Raw genomic sequence first — 21,909 nt, forward strand, 5'->3', positions numbered from 1 at the left:
CGAGGTGATCGACAGTAACTCGGTCTTGCCGATCTGACCCGCAACTGCAGCGGTCTTGATCGCCGAAAAACCGGGGTCGAACCGGCGGTTGAACCCGACCATCACTGGCTGACTGTGCGCCGCGACTGTCGCCTGACAGGCAAGGGCGCGTTGCAAATCCAGATCGACCGGCTTTTCACACAGAACCGCTTTGCCCGCCTGCGTCGCTGCTTCGATCAAATCCGAATGGGTATCTGTCGGGGTCGCGATCAGAACGGCGTCGATTTCAGGGTCCGCGATGATCTCATCCGAGCTGCGCACCTGCGCGCCGTAGTCCTCCGCCAGGCTGGCGGCGGCATCCTGAACCGCATCCGCGACCGCACTCAGCGCGCTGTACGGATGCGTCGCGATGGCCTGCGCATGAACGCGTCCAATGCGACCCGCACCAAGCAGTCCAACCCTCAGCATGCCAAACTCCCGATTCTAGCGTGACTGCACAATGCTCATCTTTGCAACCGGTTGCAATAATTTTTTCCGAGCGTTCGAAAATCAGCGAACTCTGCCCGGTGATGAGGATGCGGGGCCCCCGTAAAGATCACAGACCGCTTGTGCACAAACCCGCCCAAAATCGAAGTTTCACTATTTTGTGCGCAGCATCCGACTTGCCAGCGTAGCTTGGCGCAAGTATCGACAACGGCAAGACGGTCACCTTTGAACGCGGGCTTCCGAGCGCATTCATATTAAAGGTTAAAGATGGTACTACGTAGTTTCTTCGCCCTCGACAGCTCCAGCATGATCGTAACGTCGAGCCCGAGCGCCGGGATCATCGGCAACCCGATCATCAACAACTCTGACACGCCGGACGGAACCGTTTTCCAGTACAGTTCCGGCACTGGCACGACGGTCACGTTGGACGACACAGGCGGCAGCCAAGACATTTTTGGCGATGATGATGAGTTCAACCACGTCATTACCGATGGCGGTGGGCTGGTCGCAAATGGCACCCCGGTTGAATCGGAATCCTTCATCGACGTGCGTGCCCTGGATTCAGGCGGATCGCCAACAGGTCCGGTCATACGCCTGTACGTTTTTTCCCAAAACGGCGTCACGCAGGATGTCTGGGGTTTCGGCTCATCCGCCCCTCTGGTCGATGGCACGTCGTATGTGAAGGTCAGCGGGTCGAATGCCGGTTCCTCTACCTACACCGACTACATCACTTGTTTTGCAGACGGCACGATGATCGAAACGGCAAGCGGGCAAATTCCGGTGCAGGACATCGCTATCGGTCAAAAGATCTGGACCCGCGACAGCGACCTGCAGCCCGTGCGTTGGGTTGGCTCGACAACGGTTCCGGGTACAGGCAGTTTCGCACCCGTGGTTTTTGCGCCGGGCTCCATCGGAAACCAGTCTGAACTTGTCGTGTCGCAGCAGCACCGCATCCTGCTGGAAACACCGGTCGCCGAGGTTCTGTTCGGCAGTTCCGAAGTTCTGGTCGCGGCCAAGCAACTGTGCGGCCTGCCGGGGGTTTCCATCCGCGCGCAGGACGAAATCCGGTACACGCATTTCATGTTTGACCGGCACCAGATCGTCCGCGCGAACGGCACACTGACCGAGAGCTTCTTTCTGGCCCAAGGCGCAGTCCGCGCGCTCGACCGAAACCAGCGCGATGAAATTCTGTCCTTATTCCCGGAACTGGCCGTTGACCCAAGCGCGTTTGGAACTACAGCGGCCATCACACTCAAGTCTCATGAGGTCGACGTTCTGAAACGCCACATGGGATCATTGTGGGCCTGAGGCAGAGATCGCCCGGTGGTTTGACGATTCTTGCTAAAATTCCAAGGCTGCACACAGGCGCGCAGCTCAGTTCTGGGATCGATCCGTCACGCGCGTGAGGGGTCGAATATGCGCAGAATGTCCTCGACCGATGTCCCGAGTGACTTCATGTAATCGTCCATTGCCGCGTGTCGGTTGTTCTTTTTCACGGTCCTGTCCATATCATCGGCGAAATCGTGGAAGAAACACGCCTCATCACAATATCTGAACGCGTCTACCGGACAGGTCTTCAGCGCACGATGTGTCAACTCCAGCCCTTCATGACCGAACATTGCGTCGTCAAACCCGCCCAGTTCCAGAAAGGTATTTTTGTTCCAGGCCGAAAAGCCTTCGGTGCTGGGGGCGGTATAGGTGTCTCCGAACAAGTCATAGTGGGGCGGTATCTGCCCGGTTGCGGTTTTCGGGCAAATTCTGCCACGCACAGCCATCGCACCGTGTTCAAAAACCACTGCAGCCAGCGTGTGCATATCTCGGGCCGTACAATAACCATCGTCGTCAAGAAACAGGACAACATCGCCCAAGGCCTGTTTCGCGCCCAGGTTTCGGGCAATCGACGGGCCGGTGTTTCGCCCCAGATCGGTGTACCGGAACGAGTCCAGACGCGCCCTGGCAAGATCCAGCAGTTCACACGCGCCGGAGGCGAGCAAACAGACCTCGACCTCTTCGCTTCTGGCGGGCTCAATAAGCGCATCCAGTAATTGGATGGTTTGCTTGGCCGCACCCGATACTACGACGATGATGGAAATACGCGGTGCCTTGACCCGACCGAACATCCGGGACGGCTGCTGGCCGGCCAATTCCGCAACGCGGTTGGCGACCGAGCGGGCCTTGTCGTATTGGCCCGAAGCCACATGGGTGACGATATCATCCAGGTCGGGCCTAGTGCTGCCGTCTTTCAGGTCGCCCATAGCGCCCCCATCCGCCTTGGCGGAACATAGGCTTCGATTTCACTGATCGACTGCTCAGCGGACAAATCGTTTATCGACAGCTCCAACTCTTCCAGTTTTGCCTCTGTGTCCGAAATGAGAAGATCGACACCGTCATCATCAATGTCACCGTCCCGCATTTCATTCCGCCAAAAAGCATCAACCCACGTGTAGTCGGTCAAACGCTTCATCGGCAGTTGGTCAATGTTCGAATGGATGCACCCCAACCGCGCACCAAGCATGGCCCAGTGGCCATTTTCCGCATGACGCCCAACCGAGCACCAAATTCTGAGCCTGTCCCGGTTTGCAACTGCCATATGGTTTCGCAACGCCTCGGCCGGTGACAGGTCCGGATACACCTCGTGCGGTAGTTTTCTCTTGGCCAGGCTCAGCCGCGAACCTTCGCGATAACCAGAGCGGAACGCCGTTTTTGGCGATGTGGTGACGATGGTTTCAGACGGGACCTCGTTGACCTGAAAATATGGGACTTGTCCGGCAAAATCGACGGATGCCCCGCCATCGCGCGCCGCCTCGTGCGTGCGCAAAGTGCGCAGAAAGGCCCGAGGCCAGATCTTTATTCCTCCGTTGCCGTAGGTCAGGCCATTGTGAAAAACACGCGCGCCGAACGAGATGACGGATGCGCGCTCCTGTGCACCAATGTGAAAACGACGGGTGAAAAAATCGGGCTGAATTATGCGATTATCTCCGTCTATGGTTACTACGTTGTCGCTTTGGGCAACCGCACCGGCAAAACGATGCGCTGCATCAAACCCCTTCACGCCGTGAACGCGCTGCGCGGTTGGAACAAGCTTCTGAAGAGCATGGAAATTCTCTTCTGCGTGCGGCTCATCGTAACTGATAAACACAACTGAAAGGTCCGAAAGAGATAAAGGTTTCATCGCCTGTCCAGCACATTTCCGGGTGCCAGTTTGGTTTTGCCCTGTGGCTTCCACTTGTCCTCGATCAGCGACAGGCACTCGGCCCGCCGTGCGTCCCAATCCAAATGCGGGTGCGCGTATTGACCTGCCACAACATCCGGCAGCGCTTCAAAGATCACACCGTGCCGACGAAACACGTCGAACTTGTTGAGGTCCGTTAAGAAAACCGGGATCAGGTCCCTGTCTTCAGCTTCCCGCAACACAGTCGGGATCAGAGAGTCGATCGTCGCCGCGTTCAGCCCGGTCATGTCAAAAAAATGGAAGGCGGTATCCAGCCCTTTGTTGATTAGCGGCGCAGCATAGGGGCTGTCCGCATTCAATGGGTATGCAAGGTCAGCCAGTGCCTTAGCATTTTGCTTTGTCTCAGCCTCGGTCATTGGCCCACAACCTCGATTTGGGCCCCGCGCTCCATTGTTCCCGCGCGGGGCAGACCTGAAAGCGAACGGTATATAGCGATCCACTGCCTCGCAGCGACCGTCCAGTCACGACACCGGGCCACATGGCCCGCTGAGGCACCACGCTCCGACCAAATCTCGCGCCCTTCGTTCAGCGCAATCCGAATGGATCGGATAGGCGCAAATTCGTCTGCCTCGGGGTAAAGCAAGGCATTTTTTCTGTCCGTATAAACGTCGGCCAAGTCAGGGTTATCCGGCCCGATCACCCCCAGAGACGCCGAGGCGCAGATCAATGCGTCTTCGGCTCCAAAAGTCGCCGATTGCGGGGCAATGATTGCGTCGGCCGCCGCAAGATACAGCCCCAAGTCCTCGTCGAAATTCGAGCATTCGATCACGCGGGTCCGATCGGTTGCCTTGGTGTTTCCCTCCGCCCCGGTAGCGCCTGAAACGGCCAGTAGAAGGGTGTTTTCCTGATCCAGTTCCTCAAACGCTGATATCTCGCTTTCGAAAGCACCTGCGGATGCATGTTCATCGAAGGTGAGAAAGACAAAAACGTCCCGGTCGATGTCCAAACGCTGTCTGGCAGCGGGACCGGGCCATTGGGGGAACCGCCCAATTGAATGTCCGGGGCTGATAACCGTCGCCTTTTCGAACGGAATCGGAACCCGTTCCGACAAAGCCTCGAAACCACGCCAAGAGGTCAGGTGAATGACATCGGCCAGTTCCGTCATATGGGCATTGAAATCGTCTTGCAGCCGTGCCGCCGGGCCGTCCTTGGGCATAATCAGGTCTCTGCTCCAGACAATTTTCCCGCCGATGTCGACAAACGCGGATGCCGCATCCAAAACGGCCTGTACCGCGCCCCGCACGTCTTCATTTCTGGGCATCTCTTGAATAAGCCTGCTTTGCCGATGCAAATGGAAGACGATCGGATAATCCTCGGACTTTTGCTTTTTGAGCGCGTCCTCGAATACCCCCGGCCTTGAATCCGCTGCCGCACCGATGGATTGGTAAAGCGCTTTCTGACTGAAGCTTTGCCCAAACCGGTCGGTGTCGAAGTACACAATCGGCCTTTGCAAATACTTAACTCCGAAATTGTTTTTTGTTTTTTGCCATTTTCTTGGTATTACATGGAATATTGATCTGAAAACAGAATTTTCGGGGCCGACGTTTATGGCAACAAAAATTTCGAAACTGACAAACTGGTTGGTTGCGCTTTTCGCGATGTTGGCAGGCGGGATGGCGAACGCACAAGGCTCTCAAACGTTTTCTTCGACGGACGAGGCGCGTGCTTATCTGGCTGAGAACCCGACAGGCCCAAAGGCGCAGGAAGCGTTTCGGTTTCTGATGGGACAGAAAGTAGCGCGCGAGTTCCGCGAATATCCCCGTGACGGTCGTATTCCGGGGCGCTCCTTTACGCGCAACATAGAACTTTCACCAGCAAAAATAACCGAAAGCTTCGATGAACTGACGGTGTATTACTGAGGGGTTTCTATATGACAGCTTTTGGTTTTCGTATCGGCAGAACATTGGCACTGGCAGTGATGGCGGGGGTGATTACGGCCTGCGCAACAGACCCCCAGCTGGTCCAGATCAAGCGACTTGAACGTCTGGGTTTCTTGCCCGTTTCTGATGTCGCGCAAGCCGGAGCTCCGCGCGCCATGACTTATAGCGGTGAAATCGGAAACCGGGTGACATGCACCAAGAATGGCGAGAAAATCAGAGTTACAGATCAGGACCTGCCATCCACGATCGTGCCCGGCGCAACCATTCGGCAAGACAGCAGCCTGGATTCCTATATCATCGTAAACGGTGACGGCTCCACCGAAGGCACTCATATCGTGACGCTTGTGCGCATGCTTGAGGATAACGGCAAGATGATGGCGCGCGAGGTTGTCACGACGGAGATTGGCGTCAAAGGCTCTGCCGAACTGGGTGAGCTTGGGACCTGCATTGTTGCGTAGCAGACAGGCTGCTCTGTCTGGCAGCCGTTTTGACATCATCGTTCTGTGCGATCCACGCTCTGGTGACACGGGGTCCAGACATTCGGCTGCCGCGATTCAAGCGTTGGCGGCATCGGGTTATCGTGTCGGTGTGCTGTATTGGTTGGGGCAGATTGGTGCCGACATCGGTAAAGCCGACCCGCAGGTGGAAAACCTGCTGGATCATCCCAGAATATCCAGACTTGCCATAGGGGCCACCGCGAGTTGCCTGGCGCTGCTGGCGTTTGACATGCGCTTGTTTCTGGAACCCGCCGTTCAGCCAACAAACATCACTGCGGATCAGAGATTTGTCATTGTAACAAGACGGTTTGCAGATAGCGGCGCTGGTGCAAAAAAAGTATTGGAAAACGCCCGTGAAACACTCGGCGGTGAACTGCAACTGGTACCGGTTGCGCCGTCGATCCGGGCGCTTCTCGAAACCTTGGTGCCGGATGCGACAATCCTGGACGAAACTTGGACGCCGGTCTTTGCCCCTGCAACAGACCCGGACGCCGATCAGCCGCTGGCCAGTGCTTCGATTCGACCGACCCTTGGGTATTACCGGCACAGCCGCCACAGACGCTGGCCCAAAGATTTCGAGATATTCAATAAGTGGTTTCCGGCGCATCATCTGCTGGCCTACAGGCTTTTTCACGCGCCGGAAGCCTGGAACGAGGCGCTGCGCGATGCCTATGCCCCCCTTTCCCTGTTCGGGCAAGGAGGTTCTCAGCCCGAGACGTTTTTGTCAGGCTGTGACTTCATTCTGACAACGGACTCACCGGAAGACGACCCCTACCCGGAAGAATTGATCCGGTCATTGGATTCAGGTGTAATCCCTCTTCTGCAGCCGAACTGGCAAAGAAATTTCATGTATGCGGCAGCATATGCGCCACTGTCGCGTTTGGCCGACACGGCTATCGAGGTGTTCTCGGATAAGACACACGCGCAGGATATTCGGGCGGCATGGCGGGAACTGCGGGATATGCATTTCTCGCCAACTGAGTTTGCCCGCAAGGTGCGAAAGGCGCTTGGCCCGGAACATTCCACGCCCCTGGTTTCCAGCCGCATGGCCCGTCCCCCAAAAATCGTAATCAACTTGTCAACCAACGGTGTCGGCATGGGGCACCTGACCCGTCAATTGGCGATAGCGCGGAAGCTGCCCAACAATATTCAATCGGTCTTCATCAGCTTCTCGCACGCCGCAGACGTGGTACGCGACTTTGGATACGCCGTCGAGTTTCAGCCCTTCCACACGCATTCAGGGATGAACTCATCCTATTGGAACCTGGCGATGCACGACTATCTCGAAAGTGCCCTGCGCTTTTACCGACCAAGCGCGTTCATCTTTGATGCAAATATCCCCTTCGCGGCGATCGAATATCTTCGAGAGAAACATCCCGAGCTGCCATTTGTCTGGGTTCGGCGCGGCATGTGGGGCGAGGGCCGGGACTTGCCCGCCCTGCAAAAAGCCGAGATGTTCGACGCCATCATCGAGCCCGGCGAAATCGCCGAGGCCTATGACAATGGCCCGACGTCACTGGCCGGCGAAAGACGGGCAAAAGTGCCTCCGATTGTTCTGCTTGATGACGTCGACATCCTGTCACGGCACCAGGCTGCCACCGAATTGGGGCTGGACCCTGATGCCCTGAACATTTTGATCCTTCCCGGTGCGCAGAACAACTTCGACACATCCGGCGTCTGGCAAAATCTGATCGCTGAATTCGGCCGCATCCAGGGTCTGAACGTTGTGTTCGCCGAATGGTTGATGTCTGATCGGACATCACCGCTTCCGACCTTTGTCCGGCGTATCAAAGGGTATCCTTATCATCGCTGGTTCTCGGCCTTTGACTTTGCGGTGTCTGCCGGGGGCTACAATTCCTTTGCGGAACTGATGTCGGCACGGCTGCCTGCCATATTCGTTCCAAATGAAAATCCGATCATGGATCGGCAGGATCTCCGCGCGCGTTTTGCCGAGCGGCGCGGCATGGGCCTGTGCATTCGCAAGGGCGAGGAATACAAAATCAGAGACGCCGTAGAAGCGATGTGCAACCCGGATCGGCGGGCCGCATTCCGCATGGGCATGCAACATGTACCGCAGGCAACCGGGGCTGCCCAGGCCGCTGAAATTGTCGCGCTTCTGGCAGAAGCAGGCCGGACATCGTCAGAGGTCATTCGATAGCGGTTGGCCCGATCAAATTGTATCCGAGGTCTTTCAGAAAATCCCGACCCAAAGCCTGCCATTCGGGATGGGAAACCTGAACGTCCAGGGAACTGTGTCGTGGAAAAGACGTTACTTTGGTCGATTGGCTCGACAAAAGATCAAGAACCGCTTCTCTGAACCAGCCAGCATTCGCCTCGCAGTCTTCGCGCCGCACCTCGCGATAACGTCGTTGACCTATCATGGCAGCCTGCCGAAGCCCCGCGACCCCGCACAGCCAGTCAGACGGTGACGTTGCGCCATTGGCGGGGAACCCCAATACGTGCAGCGTGGGGCGGGTTCCCGCCTCGGCAACCGTTTGCGCGGGGCCAAGGTGGATGACAACGCGCAGATCGGGAAACTCGGAACACAGTTCCTGCCGTGCCCAGTCAGCCGTGTCACGGCAGGCGGTTCCGACAATCAATTCCACATCTTCAGAAAACCCTTGCCGCGTGCTGTCGATGCCTGGCGCAACAGTGGCGAATACCGGCGGGCTGGTCACGGTAGGATGATGCCGAAAACCGACGGCATCGACACTCAACAGAACAGAGTTATCCGGAGCCTGAACTAAGTCCTTGGATTGCGCCAACCGATTGCCGTGCCACGATTTTGCGCGGTCTTCGCCGGAAAACACTCGGGGAAGGTATTGCGATCGGATGTGATCCATCGACAGACCAAGATAATGGCGCAATCGCAGGTTTTCCCCTGCGACGGATCCGGGACACAGGCTGACAGTGTGCCCTCCGGTCTGCATCCAGGTCGCAAGATCGCAATCCTTACGGAAAATGCGCTGCTTCCGGTCCCTCTCGGACGAAATCACGTAGTGCCGCATCGTCTCGGGGAAATCTTCCGGTATGTGTTGCTCTGCCTCGGACTTCGGCACAAAGGTATATTCGGTACAATCGAACGTAACCGCCTTGCTTTCGGAATACCGGCCAACAAAGTCGATGAGCGGCGTTCCATCCTGCGTCTCGACGAATTCGTCAGCATCCGCATGCAGAATCCAATCGCTGTCGATACCGAAAATAAGGTCTCGCTTCAGCATCAACTGCCGTGTGAGGTCGAAATACCCTAGATACGGCTCATGGAAATAACCCACGACCGGTGCATCCCGGCGTGCCATCGCAATTCCAGAAGTCCCATCTGTCGAGCCGTGATCGACAAGAATGACCGGTATGCGTTCGGCCGCGTAATGAGACAAGACCCGGTCCAGCGTGGCTTCTGCGTTTCTGGCAACAAGAATTGCGGTTATTGTCGTTTCCGACTTTGCGGAAGCCGGTGACACCTTGGGGTGTTCTTTGATCGGCTCCGCCTCAGGGACCGGTCCGCTGCCCCACTTGTCAAGAACGGCTTGTGTCAGATCATTGTCCTCGGAACGACGCAGCAGGTCGGTCACGACGCGCGCGGTTCTTGGGCGGTCATAGGCTTCGGGGATATCCAGCAAGTTCAGCAGCGCCCATTCGGCCCCGGACTCTGCCGCAGATGTCAGATCATCGATCGCATCCTCAACGTGCCCCAACTCCAGATGAAGAAGCCCCCTATCCTTCCGGGCCCAGGGGTTTGTAGGGGCAACACCATCCAGCAGCCGCACCGCCTTTTTCAGGTCCCGGGGCACCGCAATTCCATCTGACATCAGCTTCGCCTGAGCCCGGACAACGGTACCGCCCGCGTCCAATGTGCAACGCAAAAACAACTCGGCAAGGGTGCGTGGGGAAATGCCCGCAAGCCGCCCTTCACAAAATTTTGCCGCAAGCTGAGCGGCTGCAAAATCACTTCCGGCCCGGGTTTCCTGCGTCAGCAACCGGCTCAACGCATCGGCTTCGAGTTTTCCCGTGTTAAATCTCAGAACCGCAAGCCTTACGCGGGCCTCAGGGTCGCCCAATTGCGCCGCATGGGTCAGCGCGTTTTCGGCAGCGGGCAGGTCGCCTGTTTCGATCAGATGACGCCCGGCATATCGCTGCGCCCGGACATTACCGGCCTCCGCCAGTTTCAAAAGGGCCGCCTCTGCTGCATCACGCACCGCGTCGGAAGTTTTAGGATCCGCGATCAGATTTACGGCTTCGCTTACCGCGAGGGTCGCGCTTTTGGCCCGCAGATCGCCTGTGCCCTGCCCCGCAATCCTGCGGAAAAACACTTCGGGTTCGACCACCATCAGACGCTCGTCATGCTTTTCGAGATTCATCTGATACAGAGTTCTGAAAAGGGTTGGCTTCGGCGGGATCAAACCGTCCCGCAATGCTGTGACTGAGAAATCAAGCAACGGGTAACGCCGAAAAATGCCCTCATCGTAAACGGCATCTGCAATACGGGAATAATCTCGCCAATCCGTTCTTTCCCGATACAGCAGCACATGCGGCACCTCAATCTGTGGGCCTCGCCGCAAGAAACCGAGGGTCAGATACCAGTCATACGCATTCATCGTCCGCTTGGGAAAGGCAGCCAGCAGGTCTTTGGTGCGAAAAAGGCCGTACATCCGGCTTCCGTTTGGCCGGGACAAAAAGGCACCCGCCCGATCAGCCCATGTGCCGGACAACGTGCTGGTATCCGGGGCGTCAGTACCCGCAGGTGCGTCGACAAAAGCGACCTTTGGGATTGCCGACACCGCGTTCTGGTTCTGGTTGAGCACGGCCACAGTTTTCTCAAGAAACTCGGGGGCCCAGTAGTCGTCGCCCGCCAACCAAACAAAATACGGCGTATCGGCCGCCTCGACGAGGCGGCGGAAATGCATGAACCCCTGCCGTTCGGATTGCCGGATAGCCTGAAAACGTCCATCGGTTTTTACCAGTTCGCAGCATCGCTCATATGTTCCATCCTTGGACTGATCGTCGGACAGAATGACCCGGAACTCGGTGAAGGACTGCGCTGCAATAGACTGGATCGCACGCTTGATGGTCGAAACATTGTTGTAGGCCGGAACACCTATCGTCACGCGTGCCATGCCGTGCCTCTTGCTCCAATCCGGTGCCACTTATCAAAAGATATCAATGGGTTTCGAATCGTGCAATGTTTCGGCATTACCCTCAGCCTTTTTGCTGAGACAAGGTTCTGCTAGGCTTTCCCAATTCTTGATTATGAGGATTCCCGACGTGGTTCTGAGTATTCGATCTGTAGTTTTGACGTTCGTACTTCTGGGTATCGCGCCTTTCGCGACGGCCCAGGACGCCGCAGAGTTTTCAGATCAGTCAACGCGTCGAATTGCGCTGGTCATCGGTGTTGGCGACTATGATCGGGCACCCGACCTGCCCAACCCTATCAGTGACGCGCGCGCTGTAGCCGCTGAATTCTGGCGTTCGGGTTTCGAAGTTATCGAAATCCTGGACCCCAATGTCGAGTTGCTAAAAGCCTCGATCAAAGTCATGGGCGAGCGCATGGAATCCGGCTCACATGCGGCATTCTTCTTCGCGGGTCACGGGGTTCAGGTCGCGAACAGCAACTATTTGCTGGCCAAGGACGTGGATCTTGCCAACGGAGAAAGAGCGGCGCTGAAGTCGGCAGTTTCCGCAAACGAAATCGCGTCTGCCTTAGCGAATTCGGGGGCTTCACTGTCGATCCTGGTGCTTGACGCATGTCGGGATAACCCCTTTGTCCTCCACTCCGCAGGAGCTGGGAACGCGGCAGCCAAACTGCCAATCAGCGAACCCTCCGGCGGCTTGGCCAAAATTGACGTAAGTTCGGACAACGAATTTCTTATGGCGTTTTCCACCAGTCCCGGACGCGTTGCATTTGATGGGCCGGACGGTGGCAACAGCCCGTTCACGACGGCATTGATAGACGTCATTCAGAAACCCGCGATGGACGTTCTGGATGTCTTTACCGAGGTACGAGACAAGGTTTCGCAAGCCACCGAAGGAAAGCAGGTCCCCTGGATCCATTCGGCCATGGACTCGGGCTTTGTGTTTCGCGAGGACGTATTTGCCGCGGAACGCGGAGCGGGAAATCAGGTCGACACACTTGGGTCCCTACCCCCGTCGCTTGTGCTCGAGCGATCGCTGTGGCGCACCGCCGTCCAGAGCGGGCGGCGCGAGCATTTCGAACTGTATCTGGATGAATTTCCGAATGGCGGGTTCATTCGCCAAGCCCGTGCCTGGTTATCGGGCAAAGGAAACACACCGGAAATCGGTCTGGAGGGTGACGAGACAGAGCAGTCCACGCTGACACTCGCGTCAGGTGTCCGCACACCCCTGTCATCCCTGTTCTCGGCCGAAGAACTTGCTGAAGTTGCGTTTCTGAACCTTGCCGCGCCTGCAGACGGTGTTCGTTTTCTTACCACAGAGGATCAGGAGCTTCGGGCTCCGGTTCAGGTGTCCGTCATCGATGTGCCCAAGATCGTGATCGAAACCGCGCCCACAACCGCCGGACGTCAGGGACGGATCGAGCTGGCCGATTTCGACGGGAATTCGCTGCAAGTGCGCGACGTTATCGTTGAATACGATACGTGCGACATGGTTGCGGGCTACCCTCATGATCCGAACCGCGTGGGGCGCGGGGCGCGGCTTGAATTGATGAAGCCGCGTCTGGCAATCGAAGCCTGCCTCGCCGCCGTCGAGCGATATCCGGAGTCCGCGCGGTTCAAAGCAGTGCTCGGGCGGGCCTATCGCAGCGCCGGTGATTACGAAGCAGCCCGTCTTTGGAACGGTCTCGCTCTGGATCAGGGGTATTCGACGGCTATTGTTGCCTTGGGGAAAATGTCACTTTTGGGTCAGGGCGGCCCAGCGGACCCCGAGGCTTCGGCTGAGTATTTCCGTCAAGGCGCCGAACTTGGTGACAGTTGGGGGCTGAACGCCCTGGGCGAGGCCTATCTGTTCGGCAATGGCGTGCCCGTGGACACCGAGCGAGGTGTGGGTTTGATCCGCCAGTCGGCAGATACGGGCAACGATTGGGCACACACTCTGATGGGACGTGTCTACGAAAACGGATGGGGCGTTGCGCCTTCGGACGAAACTGCCGTCGAATGGTATCTGAAAGCGGCAGAGCTGGGGGACCCATCGGCCAAGCTTGAACTTGCCGATGCCTATCGCAAAGGGCAAGGGGTTGAACGCAATCCCGCCGAAGCGCTGAAGTGGATTGAGAGTGCAGCCGGACAAGGTTGGACATTCGCACAAGCCCGGCTTGGGCGGGAATACGAGATCGGTGAACTCGTCCCACGCGACCTGGAAGCTGCGGCCTCGTGGTATGAAACCGCAGCCACTCAGGGGGATGCAGAAGGCGAATACCTGCTTGGCAAAGCCTTGTTAAACGGCGACGGCCGCCCGGAAAATCCAGAGCTTGCAATTGCGCTGCTCAGGCTGTCTGCCGCGAAGGAAAATGTTCAGGCCGCATTCCTTCTTGGGGAACTCCATGAACGCGGACAAAAAGTAGCCGTCGATCTGCCTTTTGCCCTGTCAATGTACGAACGGGCCTGGGATCTTGGTTTCCCGCCCGCCGCCAGACGACTGGCCGCCGCCCATGCCAAGGGATTTGACGGCCAGATCAACGGCCCTGCCGCCGTCAGTGTCCTGCAGGATATGATCGCCAAAACAGACGATGAATGGGCTCTTCGGGATTTGGCGGCGATCTTTAAGGACGGCAAAATCGTACCTCAGAACGCCACGGAATCGGCAAGGCTTACCCAGCGCGCCGCTGCCAAGGGCAACATCTACGCCTTCCGCGATCATGCCCGGAACCTGGAAACGGGTTTCGGCGGGACCCGCGATCCGGAAGCGGCATTCGGCTATATGCTTCAGGCCGCCGAGGCGGAAAACCCGTGGGCCAGGCTCGATCTTGCACGATACTATGCGGATGGAGTTGGCACAGATGCCGATCCGGTCAACGCAAGCGTCTGGCTTGCGCGCGCTGCCGCTCTTGGCGATGCAAAATCGGCAGAGATTGCCCGCGACCGAGCCGAAAATCTGGGCGCAGATGCACTGGTCGCCGCATACGGGCAACTGGCACGTCCCAACCAACCTCTTTCAACCAGCGAAGCCAGATCGGAACTGCAGGACGCTGGCAAAGACCCGTCCAACCCAACGGTGGTCTTTTTCGAATTGGTGCGCCTGGTCGGAAACCAGCAATAATAAAAGTACAGTCGCTTTAACATGGCGATCCCTGAAGGACTCGAACCCTCAACCTGCTGATTAGAAGTCAGCTGCTCTATCCAGTTGAGCTAAGGGACCGCTTGCGCCCTTCTTGCGGGTTTTAGCGGCGGGGTTCAAGGGCCAAGCGCATGAAGGCGCTGTTGGGGTCTGGCGCGTAGCCATGGATCGGGCCGCAATAGCTGTAGCCCAGCGATTCATACAGCCCGCGCGCCGCGTCATATTCGGGCAAATGCGCCGCGCCGGTTTCCAGAACCAGTGCTGAAATCCCCTCGGCCTGCGCCAGATCCGCCAGATGGGTCATCATCACGCGCGCCAGACCGCGCCCGCGCGCGGCCGCCAGGATATGAACGGATTTCACCTCGGCCGAACCATCCGGCAACGCCTTGAGTGCGCCGCATCCCAGCGGTGTGCCGCCCTCATACAGCGCCCAGAACCGCATTCCGGGTTCGCGCAGCGCAACGACGTCCAGAGTATGGTTCGAGGTCTGCGGCGTCGCCTCCCAACTATGGGCAAGGTGGGCCTCGATGATGGGGCGAATGCTCTCGTGACCCGGATCGACCTCACGGATTTCGATCATTCAGTGGGTCCAGGGACCACGACGGTTGGTGGCGAAATTCTCACCATAGCCACCAGCGCGCAGGTTCGGCTTGCGCTTGTGCGGTTCGCTGACCTGCGCGTCAATCCCGTTGTCTTTGGCGTAATCCAGCGCTTCTTCCTTGCTGTCGAATTTCAACCGCACCTGCGTCTGCGTGTCCGATGACGAGGTCCAGCCCATCAGCGGATCAACCTCGCGCGACGAGGCAGGGGCATATTCCAGAACCCATTTCCGGGTCTTGGCCATCCCCGAGGTCATCGCGTTTCGCGAAGGCTGGTAAATCCGTGCGCGCATGTCGCCTCTCCGTACTCACTTGGCTGGCCCCGTTTATGCGCCACAGCGCGACCGGGGACAAGATGACAAATGTCGCGGTGCGCTGATGTCAGAACCTGTCATCAACCCGCGCTAGACCGGGCGCAATTCAAACACGGGGACAGCACGTGCCGCAAAAATGCCGGAGAATACACGGATGCAGCCCGCCTGCCCCCCGATCCCCCCTTGCAGATGGACAAAATAAGAACAAATGTAAGGGCCTGATCCCCGGAGCCTGCCCATGCCCTACGCCCATTCCGACAAGACACAGCTGACCGCCGACGATGTCCGCGCCCGCCTGAAACTGGAAGGTGGCAAGCAGTTCGTGATGCATACCGAGTTCAATGCGGCGGGCGACCAACCGACGGCGATCAAGGAACTGGCAGGCGGCGTTCTGGACGGCGAGCGCGATCAGGTTCTGCTGGGCGCAACCGGGACCGGCAAGACCTTCACCATGGCCAAGGTGATCGAGGAAACCCAGCGCCCCGCGATAATCCTTGCGCCCAACAAGACGCTGGCCGCGCAATTGTATGGTGAGTTCAAGGGCTTTTTCCCCGAGAACTCGGTCGAATACTTCGTCTCCTACTACGACTACTACCAGCCCGAGGCCTATGTGCCGCGCAGCGATACCTACATAGAAAAGGAATCGCAGATCAACGAACAGATCGACCGGATGCGCCACTCGGCCACCCGCGCCCTGCTGGAACGCGATGACGTGATCATCGTCGCCTCGGTGTCCTGCATCTACGGTATCGGTTCGGTCGAAACCTATGGCGCGATGACGCAGGACCTGAAGGTTGGCCACGAATACGATCAGCGGCAGGTGATGGCCGATCTCGTCGCCCAACAATACCGCCGCAATGATCAGGCGTTTCAGCGCGGGTCCTTTCGGGTACGCGGCGACAGTCTGGAAATCTGGCCCGCCCACCTCGAGGACCGCGCGTGGAAGCTGTCCTTCTTCGGGGAAGAACTGGAACAGATCACCGAATTCGACCCCCTGACCGGCGAGCGCGCCGCCACGATGGAGCATGTGCGCGTCTACGCGAATTCCCACTACGTGACGCCGAAACCGACGATGCAACAGGCGATCATCGGGATCAAAAAGGAACTCCGCATCCGGCTGGACCAACTGGTTGGCGAGGGCAAACTGCTGGAAGCCCAACGTCTGGAACAGCGCACAAATTTCGATCTGGAAATGCTTGAGGCCACCGGCGTCTGTAACGGGATCGAGAACTACTCGCGCTACCTCACAGGCCGCGCCCCGGGCGAACCGCCCCCGACCCTGTTCGAATTCATCCCCGACAACGCCATCGTCTTCGCCGACGAATCCCACGTCTCGGTCCCGCAGATCGGCGGCATGTACCGCGGCGACTATCGCCGCAAATTCACACTGGCCGAACACGGCTTCCGCCTGCCGTCCTGCATGGATAACCGCCCGCTGAAGTTCGAGGAATGGGACGCCATGCGCCCCCAATCCGTCTTTGTCTCAGCCACGCCTGCGAAGTGGGAGATCGAACAGACCGGCGGCGTTTTCACCGAACAGGTGATCCGCCCCACCGGCCTGCTGGACCCCGAGGTCGAAATCCGCCCGGTCTCGATGCAGGTCGATGACCTGCTGGACGAGGTGCGCAAAGTGGCCGCCAACGGCTTCCGCACGCTGGTCACCACACTGACCAAACGCATGGCCGAAGACCTGACCGAATACCTGCACGAACAGGGCATCAAGGTGCGCTACATGCACTCGGACATCGACACGCTCGAACGCATCGAAATCCTGCGCGACCTGCGGTTGGGGGCCTTCGATGTGCTGGTCGGCATCAACCTGCTGCGCGAAGGCCTCGACATTCCCGAATGCGGGCTGGTCGCCATTCTGGACGCGGATAAAGAGGGCTTCCTGCGCTCGGAAACCTCGCTGATCCAGACCATCGGCCGCGCCGCGCGCAACGCCGATGGCCGGGTGATCATGTATGCCGACAAGATCACCGGTTCGATGGAGCGCGCCCTGAACGAGACCAACCGCCGCCGCGCCAAACAGCTCGCCTATAATCAGGAACACGGCATCACGCCCGAGACGGTAAAGAAGAATGTCGAGGACGTTCTGGCCGGTCTCTACGAAGGCGACGTCGACATGAACCGCGTCACCGCCACCATCGACAAACCGATGCACGGCGCGAATTTGGAAGCCCATCTGGACGGGTTGCGCGAACAGATGCGCAAAGCCGCCGAGAACCTCGAATTCGAAGAGGCCGCCAACATCCGGGATGAGATCAAACGTCTGGAAGCGGTCGATCTGGCCGTCGCCGACGACCCTATGGCGCGGCAGTGGGCGGTCGAGAAGGCGTCTGAGGATGCGGTCAAGTCGCGCGGGCGGTCAACGGCTGGACGGCCGGGTCAGAGAGGTGGGAATGTGAAGCGGAGGAAGAAACGATAAGTGATTGGCGAAGTTGCGTTTGAGACAAAGTGTGTAGCTTATTTGGTTGTCCGCTCCGAAAACCAAGAAAATCCCAAGACGGCGCCTGCAACAGGTTTCTTTTGGCGATACGATGAGAAAGAGTATTTGATTACCAATCGGCATGTCGTGACCGGCAGGCACTCTGACAACTCACCGGTTCCCGAGGGTTTCGATCCCCTATATCTTGACGCTTACTTCTATCGAAAAATTGGAGAACCCAATGAGGGTGTTCTTCCCGTAGAGTTCAAATCAATCCGAATTAACCTTTGGAAAGATGGAACACCGGATTGGATTGAGCATCCTGATGGGCGGAACTTTGACATAGTTGCACTAGACCTAAGCCCAAAATTGGATGTTTTTGCAGTAAATGACAAACAACAAAACGAAGAGATTTGGACAGAGGTGGGCGCGGACTGTTTCGTAGTGGGGTTTCCAGAGAAGTTAACTGGTCCGGCAATGACGCCTATATGGAAGCGCGGCTCAATCGCTACGGAGCCATCACTCGAATATGAGGAACTGCCAGTTTTTTTGTGCGATACGGCAACTCGACCCGGAATGTCCGGCTCTCCGACATTTATTAAAGCAATTGGCAACTTCGGAAAAGAAGGCGGTCCGAAATCAGATAGTGGTTTCTTTGGTTATTGGACCAGGTTCATAGGTGTCTACGCTGGGCGAAACGGCGACGAGAACGAAGGTTTCCAACTTGGCCGTGTTTGGAAAGCTAGCATAATAGAGGAGATGTTGGCTAATCCCAAGTCACCGAGCAGCCCATTCGCGAGTAACAAACCCGCTCGGTGAAACGCCCTACATTCCCCACACTCCACCCTTGCGCCCCACCCCTCCCTCCTCCACGTTTGAAATCACAAATTGTGATTCCAAACGGTTGCCATGAAGAACACCCTGCCCAGCACGCATGAGGTCCAAAGCGCCATTCACCGGGTGCGCGGCACCCGTGTGGTGCTGGCCGAGGATCTGGCGCAGTTCTACGGAAAATCCGTCAGCGCCTTCAATCAGGCCGTCTCGCGCAACAAGGACCTGTTCGAGGGCTATCGTTTTCAACTGACCGACGCCGAGGTCGCCGATTTGCAATCACAGAATGTGATCTCAAAACCCAAGGGGCGCGGCGGTCGGCGGGTCAATCCGTGGGTCTATACGGATTACGGCGTGGCCATCGCCTCGGCCCTGTTCAAGGACCCGCGCGCGATCCGGATCACAAGGATGATCACCGAGGCCTTTGTCGATGGCGCAAATGCGCTGGCCGAGACCCCGCGCAGCGTGCCGGAAGTCCTGCCGCCCGAGGGCGCCCCCGCCCCGCTGCTGCCCAATGGTGAGCAGTTGCGCGATCTGGCCGAAAACATCCTCGATTCCGGGCAGCAGAGCCTTGTGGATTACATCGCCAACCCAACCACCAAGCGCCAGCAGGCGGTGGCGGCGATCATGAAGACCCTCGCCGAGACCGCAGGCGAAGAGGTCCGCACCCAACAGGAACGCCTGCGCCTGCGCATTGCTGAACGTCTGGCCACCGGCGATTACGCCGATGACGATGACCGCAAACAGTTGCTGGAACTGCTGCAGGCGATGAAGGGTTAGACGCCTAACTCGGCCCGCATCTTTTTGGTCAGCTTAGCCACGACCATCTCGTAAGACGTCACGATATGCTCGCGCAGGGAGGCGTCGCTCATCCCGCGCTCTTCGTAGACCTGCAGCCATTTCATCCCACGCGAGGCCAGATAGGGCGCTGGGCGGATGCCGGGTTCGTCGCTGAGGACCTCAAAGGCCAGATCGGTGGCCTTGAAGGTGAACGCATCGCGCCCGTCATTCCAGCCGCAGATCGCAAACACCTTGCCGCCCACTTTCCACACATCCGCATTGCCCCATTGCACTACGTGCGAGGTGGCCTTGAGGCCCGAGCAGAAGGTGTTGAATTCATCGCGGGTCATGGAGGTGATACTGGCGGTCGGCCCTGCGTAAGGCAACCGCCAGCGCGTAGGTTAACCAGGCTTTAACCCAAACGGCCCAATGCTGCGGTCATGGAAAACCGAAACTCTCCGCTGTCGCCTGATGTCTGGCTGAAAGGTCTGTTCACGTCCAAGGCCGTTCAACAGGGCGGCGTTACCCGCCGCAAGGCCCGGGATATCGAACGCTTTGCCGGGATGGAGCGTTTCATGACCGAAATCCACCGCCGCGGGTATCAGGTGGCCGAGAACTCCGGACAGATCGTGATTTTCTGCAACCGCGCTCCGGTGCGATGGCTCACCTGAGCCGAGCATCGCTTTCTTCAAAAGAAAGCGAAACCGAAATCTTTTCAAGATTTCGGTTCCCCCGTCGCAATGCCTATCCGTTGTGCCAATGCGCAATCACGTCATAGCCCACAGGCGTTGGCGGGCCTTCCAGATACTCGGCAAACTGCCCCCACAACGCAGCCACTTTGGGTGCATTTGCGTTCGAGGTCTCTTCGCTTTCGACCACCGAGATCACGTAGCCGCTGCCGTCTTCGTTCATAACATTTGTAAAGCAATGCATGCCGGGCATCCCCAGAATCTCGGCCTTAAGGTCATTCATCTTCGCCGTGGCCGCGTCGCGCGTGCCGGGTTTCATTTTGAATTGAGTAACGCGTGCAAACATGTGTTTTCTCCGTTTCAGGGCGAAATTGCCCATTGGCGGCACCAAACCGGGGCCCACCGCGCGCAGTTTAACACGTTAAAAGGAATTCCCGTACATTCACAGGCTTAGCGGTTCTCCGACCGTCTCGGATCAACCAAAAGGCGGCCCGGTTCAGGGCCGCACGAATTTGGCACTGCCGACCATCCTGGCCCGCGCGCCTTCACCGCGTTGCGGGGCCGAGTTCGTGACCAGCGCGGGTGCATATCTCTCGCACGCCAAGCCATCCCCGTCGGGGTCGTTGCGCTTATGATATCCCGGCTGCCCCCTGCGGAAGGGGCCCAGCCCAAAGGCCTCGGCCGCGTCGCAACCGGCCAGTGCGATCAGGTGAACAACCGCTTCATTGCGCTCATAGTCCGACACCCGCATGTAAACGCCGACACCGATCAACACCGTGGTCAGCGGCAGCGCAAGAACCATCGTCAGTATACGCACTGGAGACAGCGCCTGACGCCGCAAAGCATCTGCTCGGCGCTGGCGTCTGGAAAGGGGTGAGTCATCCCCGTCCGAAGGGGGTTTTCCAAACAACATGCCCTCGTTTTAGGCGACTTATATGGCAAAGCCGAGGCAAGTCTGGAAAAATCGGGCTTAGTGACACCGGGTGTGCCAAACCGGTATCATTGGGGAGCCCTGATGGAACGAATGCCGTGACCAAAGACAGCCCCTATCGACCCACCGATACTGCCGCTGGCGTACAGGCGCGGGATCTGATCGCTCAGGCGCGTTTCGCCGCGCTCGCCGTTCTGCGACCGGACGTGGCCCTACCCTCCGTATCGCGGATTGCGCTGGCAACGGATGAGCAGGGCCACCCCATAACGCTGATCTCCGAGCTGTCCGATCACACACAGGCGCTGCAGGCCAACCCGTCCTGCGCCTTGCTGGTTGGTGAGCCACAGGCAAGCGGCGACCCCCTGACACATCCCCGGCTGACGCTGCACGCCGTGGCACGCAAGATAGCGCGCGGCGCATCAGATCATGAGGGTTTACGCGCCAGATATCTGAGCCTGCAACCCAAATCGAAGCTGTACATCGACTTCGCGGATTTTATCTTTGTCCGGTTTGAAATTCAGGACGGTGTCTTGAACGGCGGTTTCGGCAAGGCCTATCGCCTGGCCGCTTCAGATTTCTGACCCTCAGCGCACAACGTGCACGGCGCATTTGGCGTGGCGCACAACATGAGCCGCCGTGGACCCCAGCAACAGGTCCTGCATCCCCGGTCGGTGCGAGGCCATGATGATCAGATCCGGCCCGTTGACATCGGCCCAATCCAGAATCGAGCGTCCCGAATGACCTTCGATCACAATCCCTTGCGCATTGGGCAGACCGGCCGCCAGTTCATCAAGTTCGGCCTGAATCGCCTTACGCGCTTCACTCAGATACTCGGCAGGCATGTAAGAGATCACGTAGTTCGGGATATGCTCTACCACGTGCAGCAATGTCACCTGCGCGTCGGGTGTCCCCAGCATCTCGGTCAGTTTCAACGGGCCAGAGGTATCCCGCTCGGCATCAAAGGAAATCGGGACAAGAATGTTGTGATACATGGCGCAAGCCTCCGTGGTTCCAAC

Annotated in this window: 22 protein-coding genes and 1 tRNA gene; 10 read left to right on the forward strand and 13 right to left on the reverse strand. The window is 58.1% G+C overall.

The window, feature by feature from the left end; translation table 11 throughout:
* A partial coding sequence (locus tag ACR0NJ_RS12890; protein ID WP_480817540.1) for a Gfo/Idh/MocA family oxidoreductase occupies positions 1-447 on the reverse strand: 447 nt, incomplete at its 3' end.
* A gap of 285 nt (positions 448-732) precedes the next feature.
* On the opposite strand from ACR0NJ_RS12890, the gene ACR0NJ_RS12895 reads away from it, so the two are divergent.
* The gene (locus tag ACR0NJ_RS12895) at positions 733-1,773 is read left to right on the forward strand and encodes a Hint domain-containing protein (RefSeq protein WP_480817541.1); all 1,041 of its coding nucleotides are present in this window, start codon (positions 733-735) and stop codon (positions 1,771-1,773) included.
* A gap of 86 nt (positions 1,774-1,859) precedes the next feature.
* Here ACR0NJ_RS12895 and ACR0NJ_RS12900 read toward each other — a convergent pair whose 3' ends face one another.
* From ACR0NJ_RS12900 to ACR0NJ_RS12915, 4 genes are read right to left on the reverse strand one after another with little or no spacing between them, the layout of a single operon-like run.
* A complete protein-coding gene (locus ACR0NJ_RS12900; RefSeq protein WP_480817542.1) occupies positions 1,860-2,720 on the reverse strand; it encodes a glycosyltransferase family 2 protein in 861 nt (286 codons plus the stop codon).
* Positions 2,708-3,637: a hypothetical protein gene (locus ACR0NJ_RS12905; protein ID WP_480817543.1), complete on the reverse strand. Its 930-nt coding sequence runs from the start codon at positions 3,635-3,637 to the stop codon at positions 2,708-2,710. The genes ACR0NJ_RS12900 and ACR0NJ_RS12905 overlap by 13 nt, the downstream gene beginning before the upstream one ends.
* Positions 3,634-4,053, reverse strand: coding sequence for a hypothetical protein (locus tag ACR0NJ_RS12910; RefSeq protein ID WP_480817544.1), 420 nt, complete (start codon positions 4,051-4,053; stop codon positions 3,634-3,636). The genes ACR0NJ_RS12905 and ACR0NJ_RS12910 overlap by 4 nt, the downstream gene beginning before the upstream one ends.
* Positions 4,050-4,958: a glycosyltransferase family protein gene (locus ACR0NJ_RS12915; RefSeq protein WP_480817545.1), complete on the reverse strand. Its 909-nt coding sequence runs from the start codon at positions 4,956-4,958 to the stop codon at positions 4,050-4,052. The genes ACR0NJ_RS12910 and ACR0NJ_RS12915 overlap by 4 nt, the downstream gene beginning before the upstream one ends.
* Positions 4,959-5,121: 163 nt before the next feature.
* Here ACR0NJ_RS12915 and ACR0NJ_RS12920 point away from each other — a divergent pair, with 163 nt between their 5' ends.
* Genes ACR0NJ_RS12920 through ACR0NJ_RS12930 form a run of 3 tightly spaced genes read left to right on the forward strand, consistent with a single transcriptional unit; the run spans position 5,122 to position 8,232 of the window.
* Positions 5,122-5,556: a hypothetical protein gene (locus tag ACR0NJ_RS12920; RefSeq protein ID WP_480817546.1), complete on the forward strand. Its 435-nt coding sequence runs from the start codon at positions 5,122-5,124 to the stop codon at positions 5,554-5,556.
* 11 nt (positions 5,557-5,567) lie between these two features.
* The gene (locus ACR0NJ_RS12925; protein ID WP_480817547.1) at positions 5,568-6,035 is read left to right on the forward strand and encodes a hypothetical protein; all 468 of its coding nucleotides are present in this window, start codon (positions 5,568-5,570) and stop codon (positions 6,033-6,035) included.
* Entirely contained in the window at positions 6,028-8,232 is a 2,205-nt protein-coding gene (locus tag ACR0NJ_RS12930; RefSeq protein ID WP_480817548.1) for a glycosyltransferase, read from the forward strand. Before ACR0NJ_RS12925 ends, ACR0NJ_RS12930 begins: the two co-directional genes overlap by 8 nt.
* On the opposite strand, the gene ACR0NJ_RS12935 is transcribed toward ACR0NJ_RS12930, so the two are convergent.
* Positions 8,222-11,188, reverse strand: coding sequence for a glycosyltransferase (locus ACR0NJ_RS12935; protein ID WP_480817549.1), 2,967 nt, complete (start codon positions 11,186-11,188; stop codon positions 8,222-8,224). The genes ACR0NJ_RS12930 and ACR0NJ_RS12935 overlap by 11 nt on opposite strands.
* A 175-nt stretch (positions 11,189-11,363) precedes the next feature.
* Between ACR0NJ_RS12935 and ACR0NJ_RS12940 the strand changes: the two genes are divergently transcribed.
* Positions 11,364-14,303 carry a caspase family protein gene (locus tag ACR0NJ_RS12940; RefSeq protein ID WP_480817550.1) on the forward strand — a complete coding sequence of 980 codons (2,940 nt, stop codon included), beginning with the start codon at positions 11,364-11,366 and terminating at the stop codon, positions 14,301-14,303.
* 22 nt (positions 14,304-14,325) lie between these two features.
* On the opposite strand, the gene ACR0NJ_RS12945 is transcribed toward ACR0NJ_RS12940, so the two are convergent.
* From ACR0NJ_RS12945 to ACR0NJ_RS12955, 3 genes are all read right to left on the reverse strand, one after another.
* Positions 14,326-14,402, reverse strand: a tRNA-Arg gene (locus tag ACR0NJ_RS12945).
* Positions 14,403-14,424: 22 nt separating this feature from the next.
* Positions 14,425-14,901 (reverse strand): GNAT family N-acetyltransferase, encoded by a 477-nt coding sequence (locus ACR0NJ_RS12950; RefSeq protein ID WP_480817551.1) that lies wholly within the window; start codon positions 14,899-14,901, stop codon positions 14,425-14,427.
* A complete protein-coding gene (locus ACR0NJ_RS12955; RefSeq protein WP_480817552.1) occupies positions 14,902-15,213 on the reverse strand; it encodes an ETC complex I subunit in 312 nt (103 codons plus the stop codon). It lies immediately after the preceding gene.
* Between the two features lie 259 nt (positions 15,214-15,472).
* Here ACR0NJ_RS12955 and uvrB point away from each other — a divergent pair, with 259 nt between their 5' ends.
* The 3 genes from uvrB to ACR0NJ_RS12970 all read left to right on the forward strand — a co-directional run bounded on the left by uvrB (position 15,473) and on the right by ACR0NJ_RS12970 (position 19,273).
* Positions 15,473-17,662: an excinuclease ABC subunit UvrB gene (gene uvrB / locus ACR0NJ_RS12960; protein WP_480817553.1), complete on the forward strand. Its 2,190-nt coding sequence runs from the start codon at positions 15,473-15,475 to the stop codon at positions 17,660-17,662.
* Positions 17,663-18,481 carry a S1 family peptidase gene (locus ACR0NJ_RS12965; RefSeq protein WP_480817554.1) on the forward strand — a complete coding sequence of 273 codons (819 nt, stop codon included), beginning with the start codon at positions 17,663-17,665 and terminating at the stop codon, positions 18,479-18,481.
* Between the two features lie 90 nt (positions 18,482-18,571).
* The gene (locus tag ACR0NJ_RS12970; RefSeq protein WP_480817555.1) at positions 18,572-19,273 is read left to right on the forward strand and encodes an ORF6N domain-containing protein; all 702 of its coding nucleotides are present in this window, start codon (positions 18,572-18,574) and stop codon (positions 19,271-19,273) included.
* Here ACR0NJ_RS12970 and ACR0NJ_RS12975 read toward each other — a convergent pair.
* On the reverse strand, positions 19,270-19,623 hold the full coding sequence (locus tag ACR0NJ_RS12975) for an MmcQ/YjbR family DNA-binding protein (protein WP_480817556.1): 354 nt from the start codon (positions 19,621-19,623) through the stop codon (positions 19,270-19,272). The genes ACR0NJ_RS12970 and ACR0NJ_RS12975 overlap by 4 nt on opposite strands.
* 90 nt (positions 19,624-19,713) lie before the next feature.
* On the opposite strand from ACR0NJ_RS12975, the gene ACR0NJ_RS12980 reads away from it, so the two are divergent.
* Entirely contained in the window at positions 19,714-19,944 is a 231-nt protein-coding gene (locus ACR0NJ_RS12980) for an aspartate aminotransferase (protein WP_480817557.1), read from the forward strand.
* Between the two features lie 73 nt (positions 19,945-20,017).
* On the opposite strand, the gene ACR0NJ_RS12985 is transcribed toward ACR0NJ_RS12980, so the two are convergent.
* Both ACR0NJ_RS12985 and ACR0NJ_RS12990 read right to left on the reverse strand, forming a co-directional pair.
* The gene (locus ACR0NJ_RS12985) at positions 20,018-20,308 is read right to left on the reverse strand and encodes a hypothetical protein (protein ID WP_480817558.1); all 291 of its coding nucleotides are present in this window, start codon (positions 20,306-20,308) and stop codon (positions 20,018-20,020) included.
* A gap of 150 nt (positions 20,309-20,458) precedes the next feature.
* Positions 20,459-20,779: an excalibur calcium-binding domain-containing protein gene (locus ACR0NJ_RS12990; protein ID WP_480817559.1), complete on the reverse strand. Its 321-nt coding sequence runs from the start codon at positions 20,777-20,779 to the stop codon at positions 20,459-20,461.
* A 212-nt stretch (positions 20,780-20,991) separates the two neighbouring features.
* Here ACR0NJ_RS12990 and ACR0NJ_RS12995 point away from each other — a divergent pair, with 212 nt between their 5' ends.
* On the forward strand, positions 20,992-21,474 hold the full coding sequence (locus ACR0NJ_RS12995; RefSeq protein WP_480817560.1) for a HugZ family pyridoxamine 5'-phosphate oxidase: 483 nt from the start codon (positions 20,992-20,994) through the stop codon (positions 21,472-21,474).
* A 3-nt stretch (positions 21,475-21,477) separates the two neighbouring features.
* On the opposite strand, the gene ACR0NJ_RS13000 is transcribed toward ACR0NJ_RS12995, so the two are convergent.
* Positions 21,478-21,885, reverse strand: coding sequence for a universal stress protein (locus ACR0NJ_RS13000; RefSeq protein WP_480817561.1), 408 nt, complete (start codon positions 21,883-21,885; stop codon positions 21,478-21,480).
* Between the last annotated feature and the right edge of the window lie 24 nt (positions 21,886-21,909).

Source organism: Ruegeria sp. F11 (assembly GCF_056533855.1).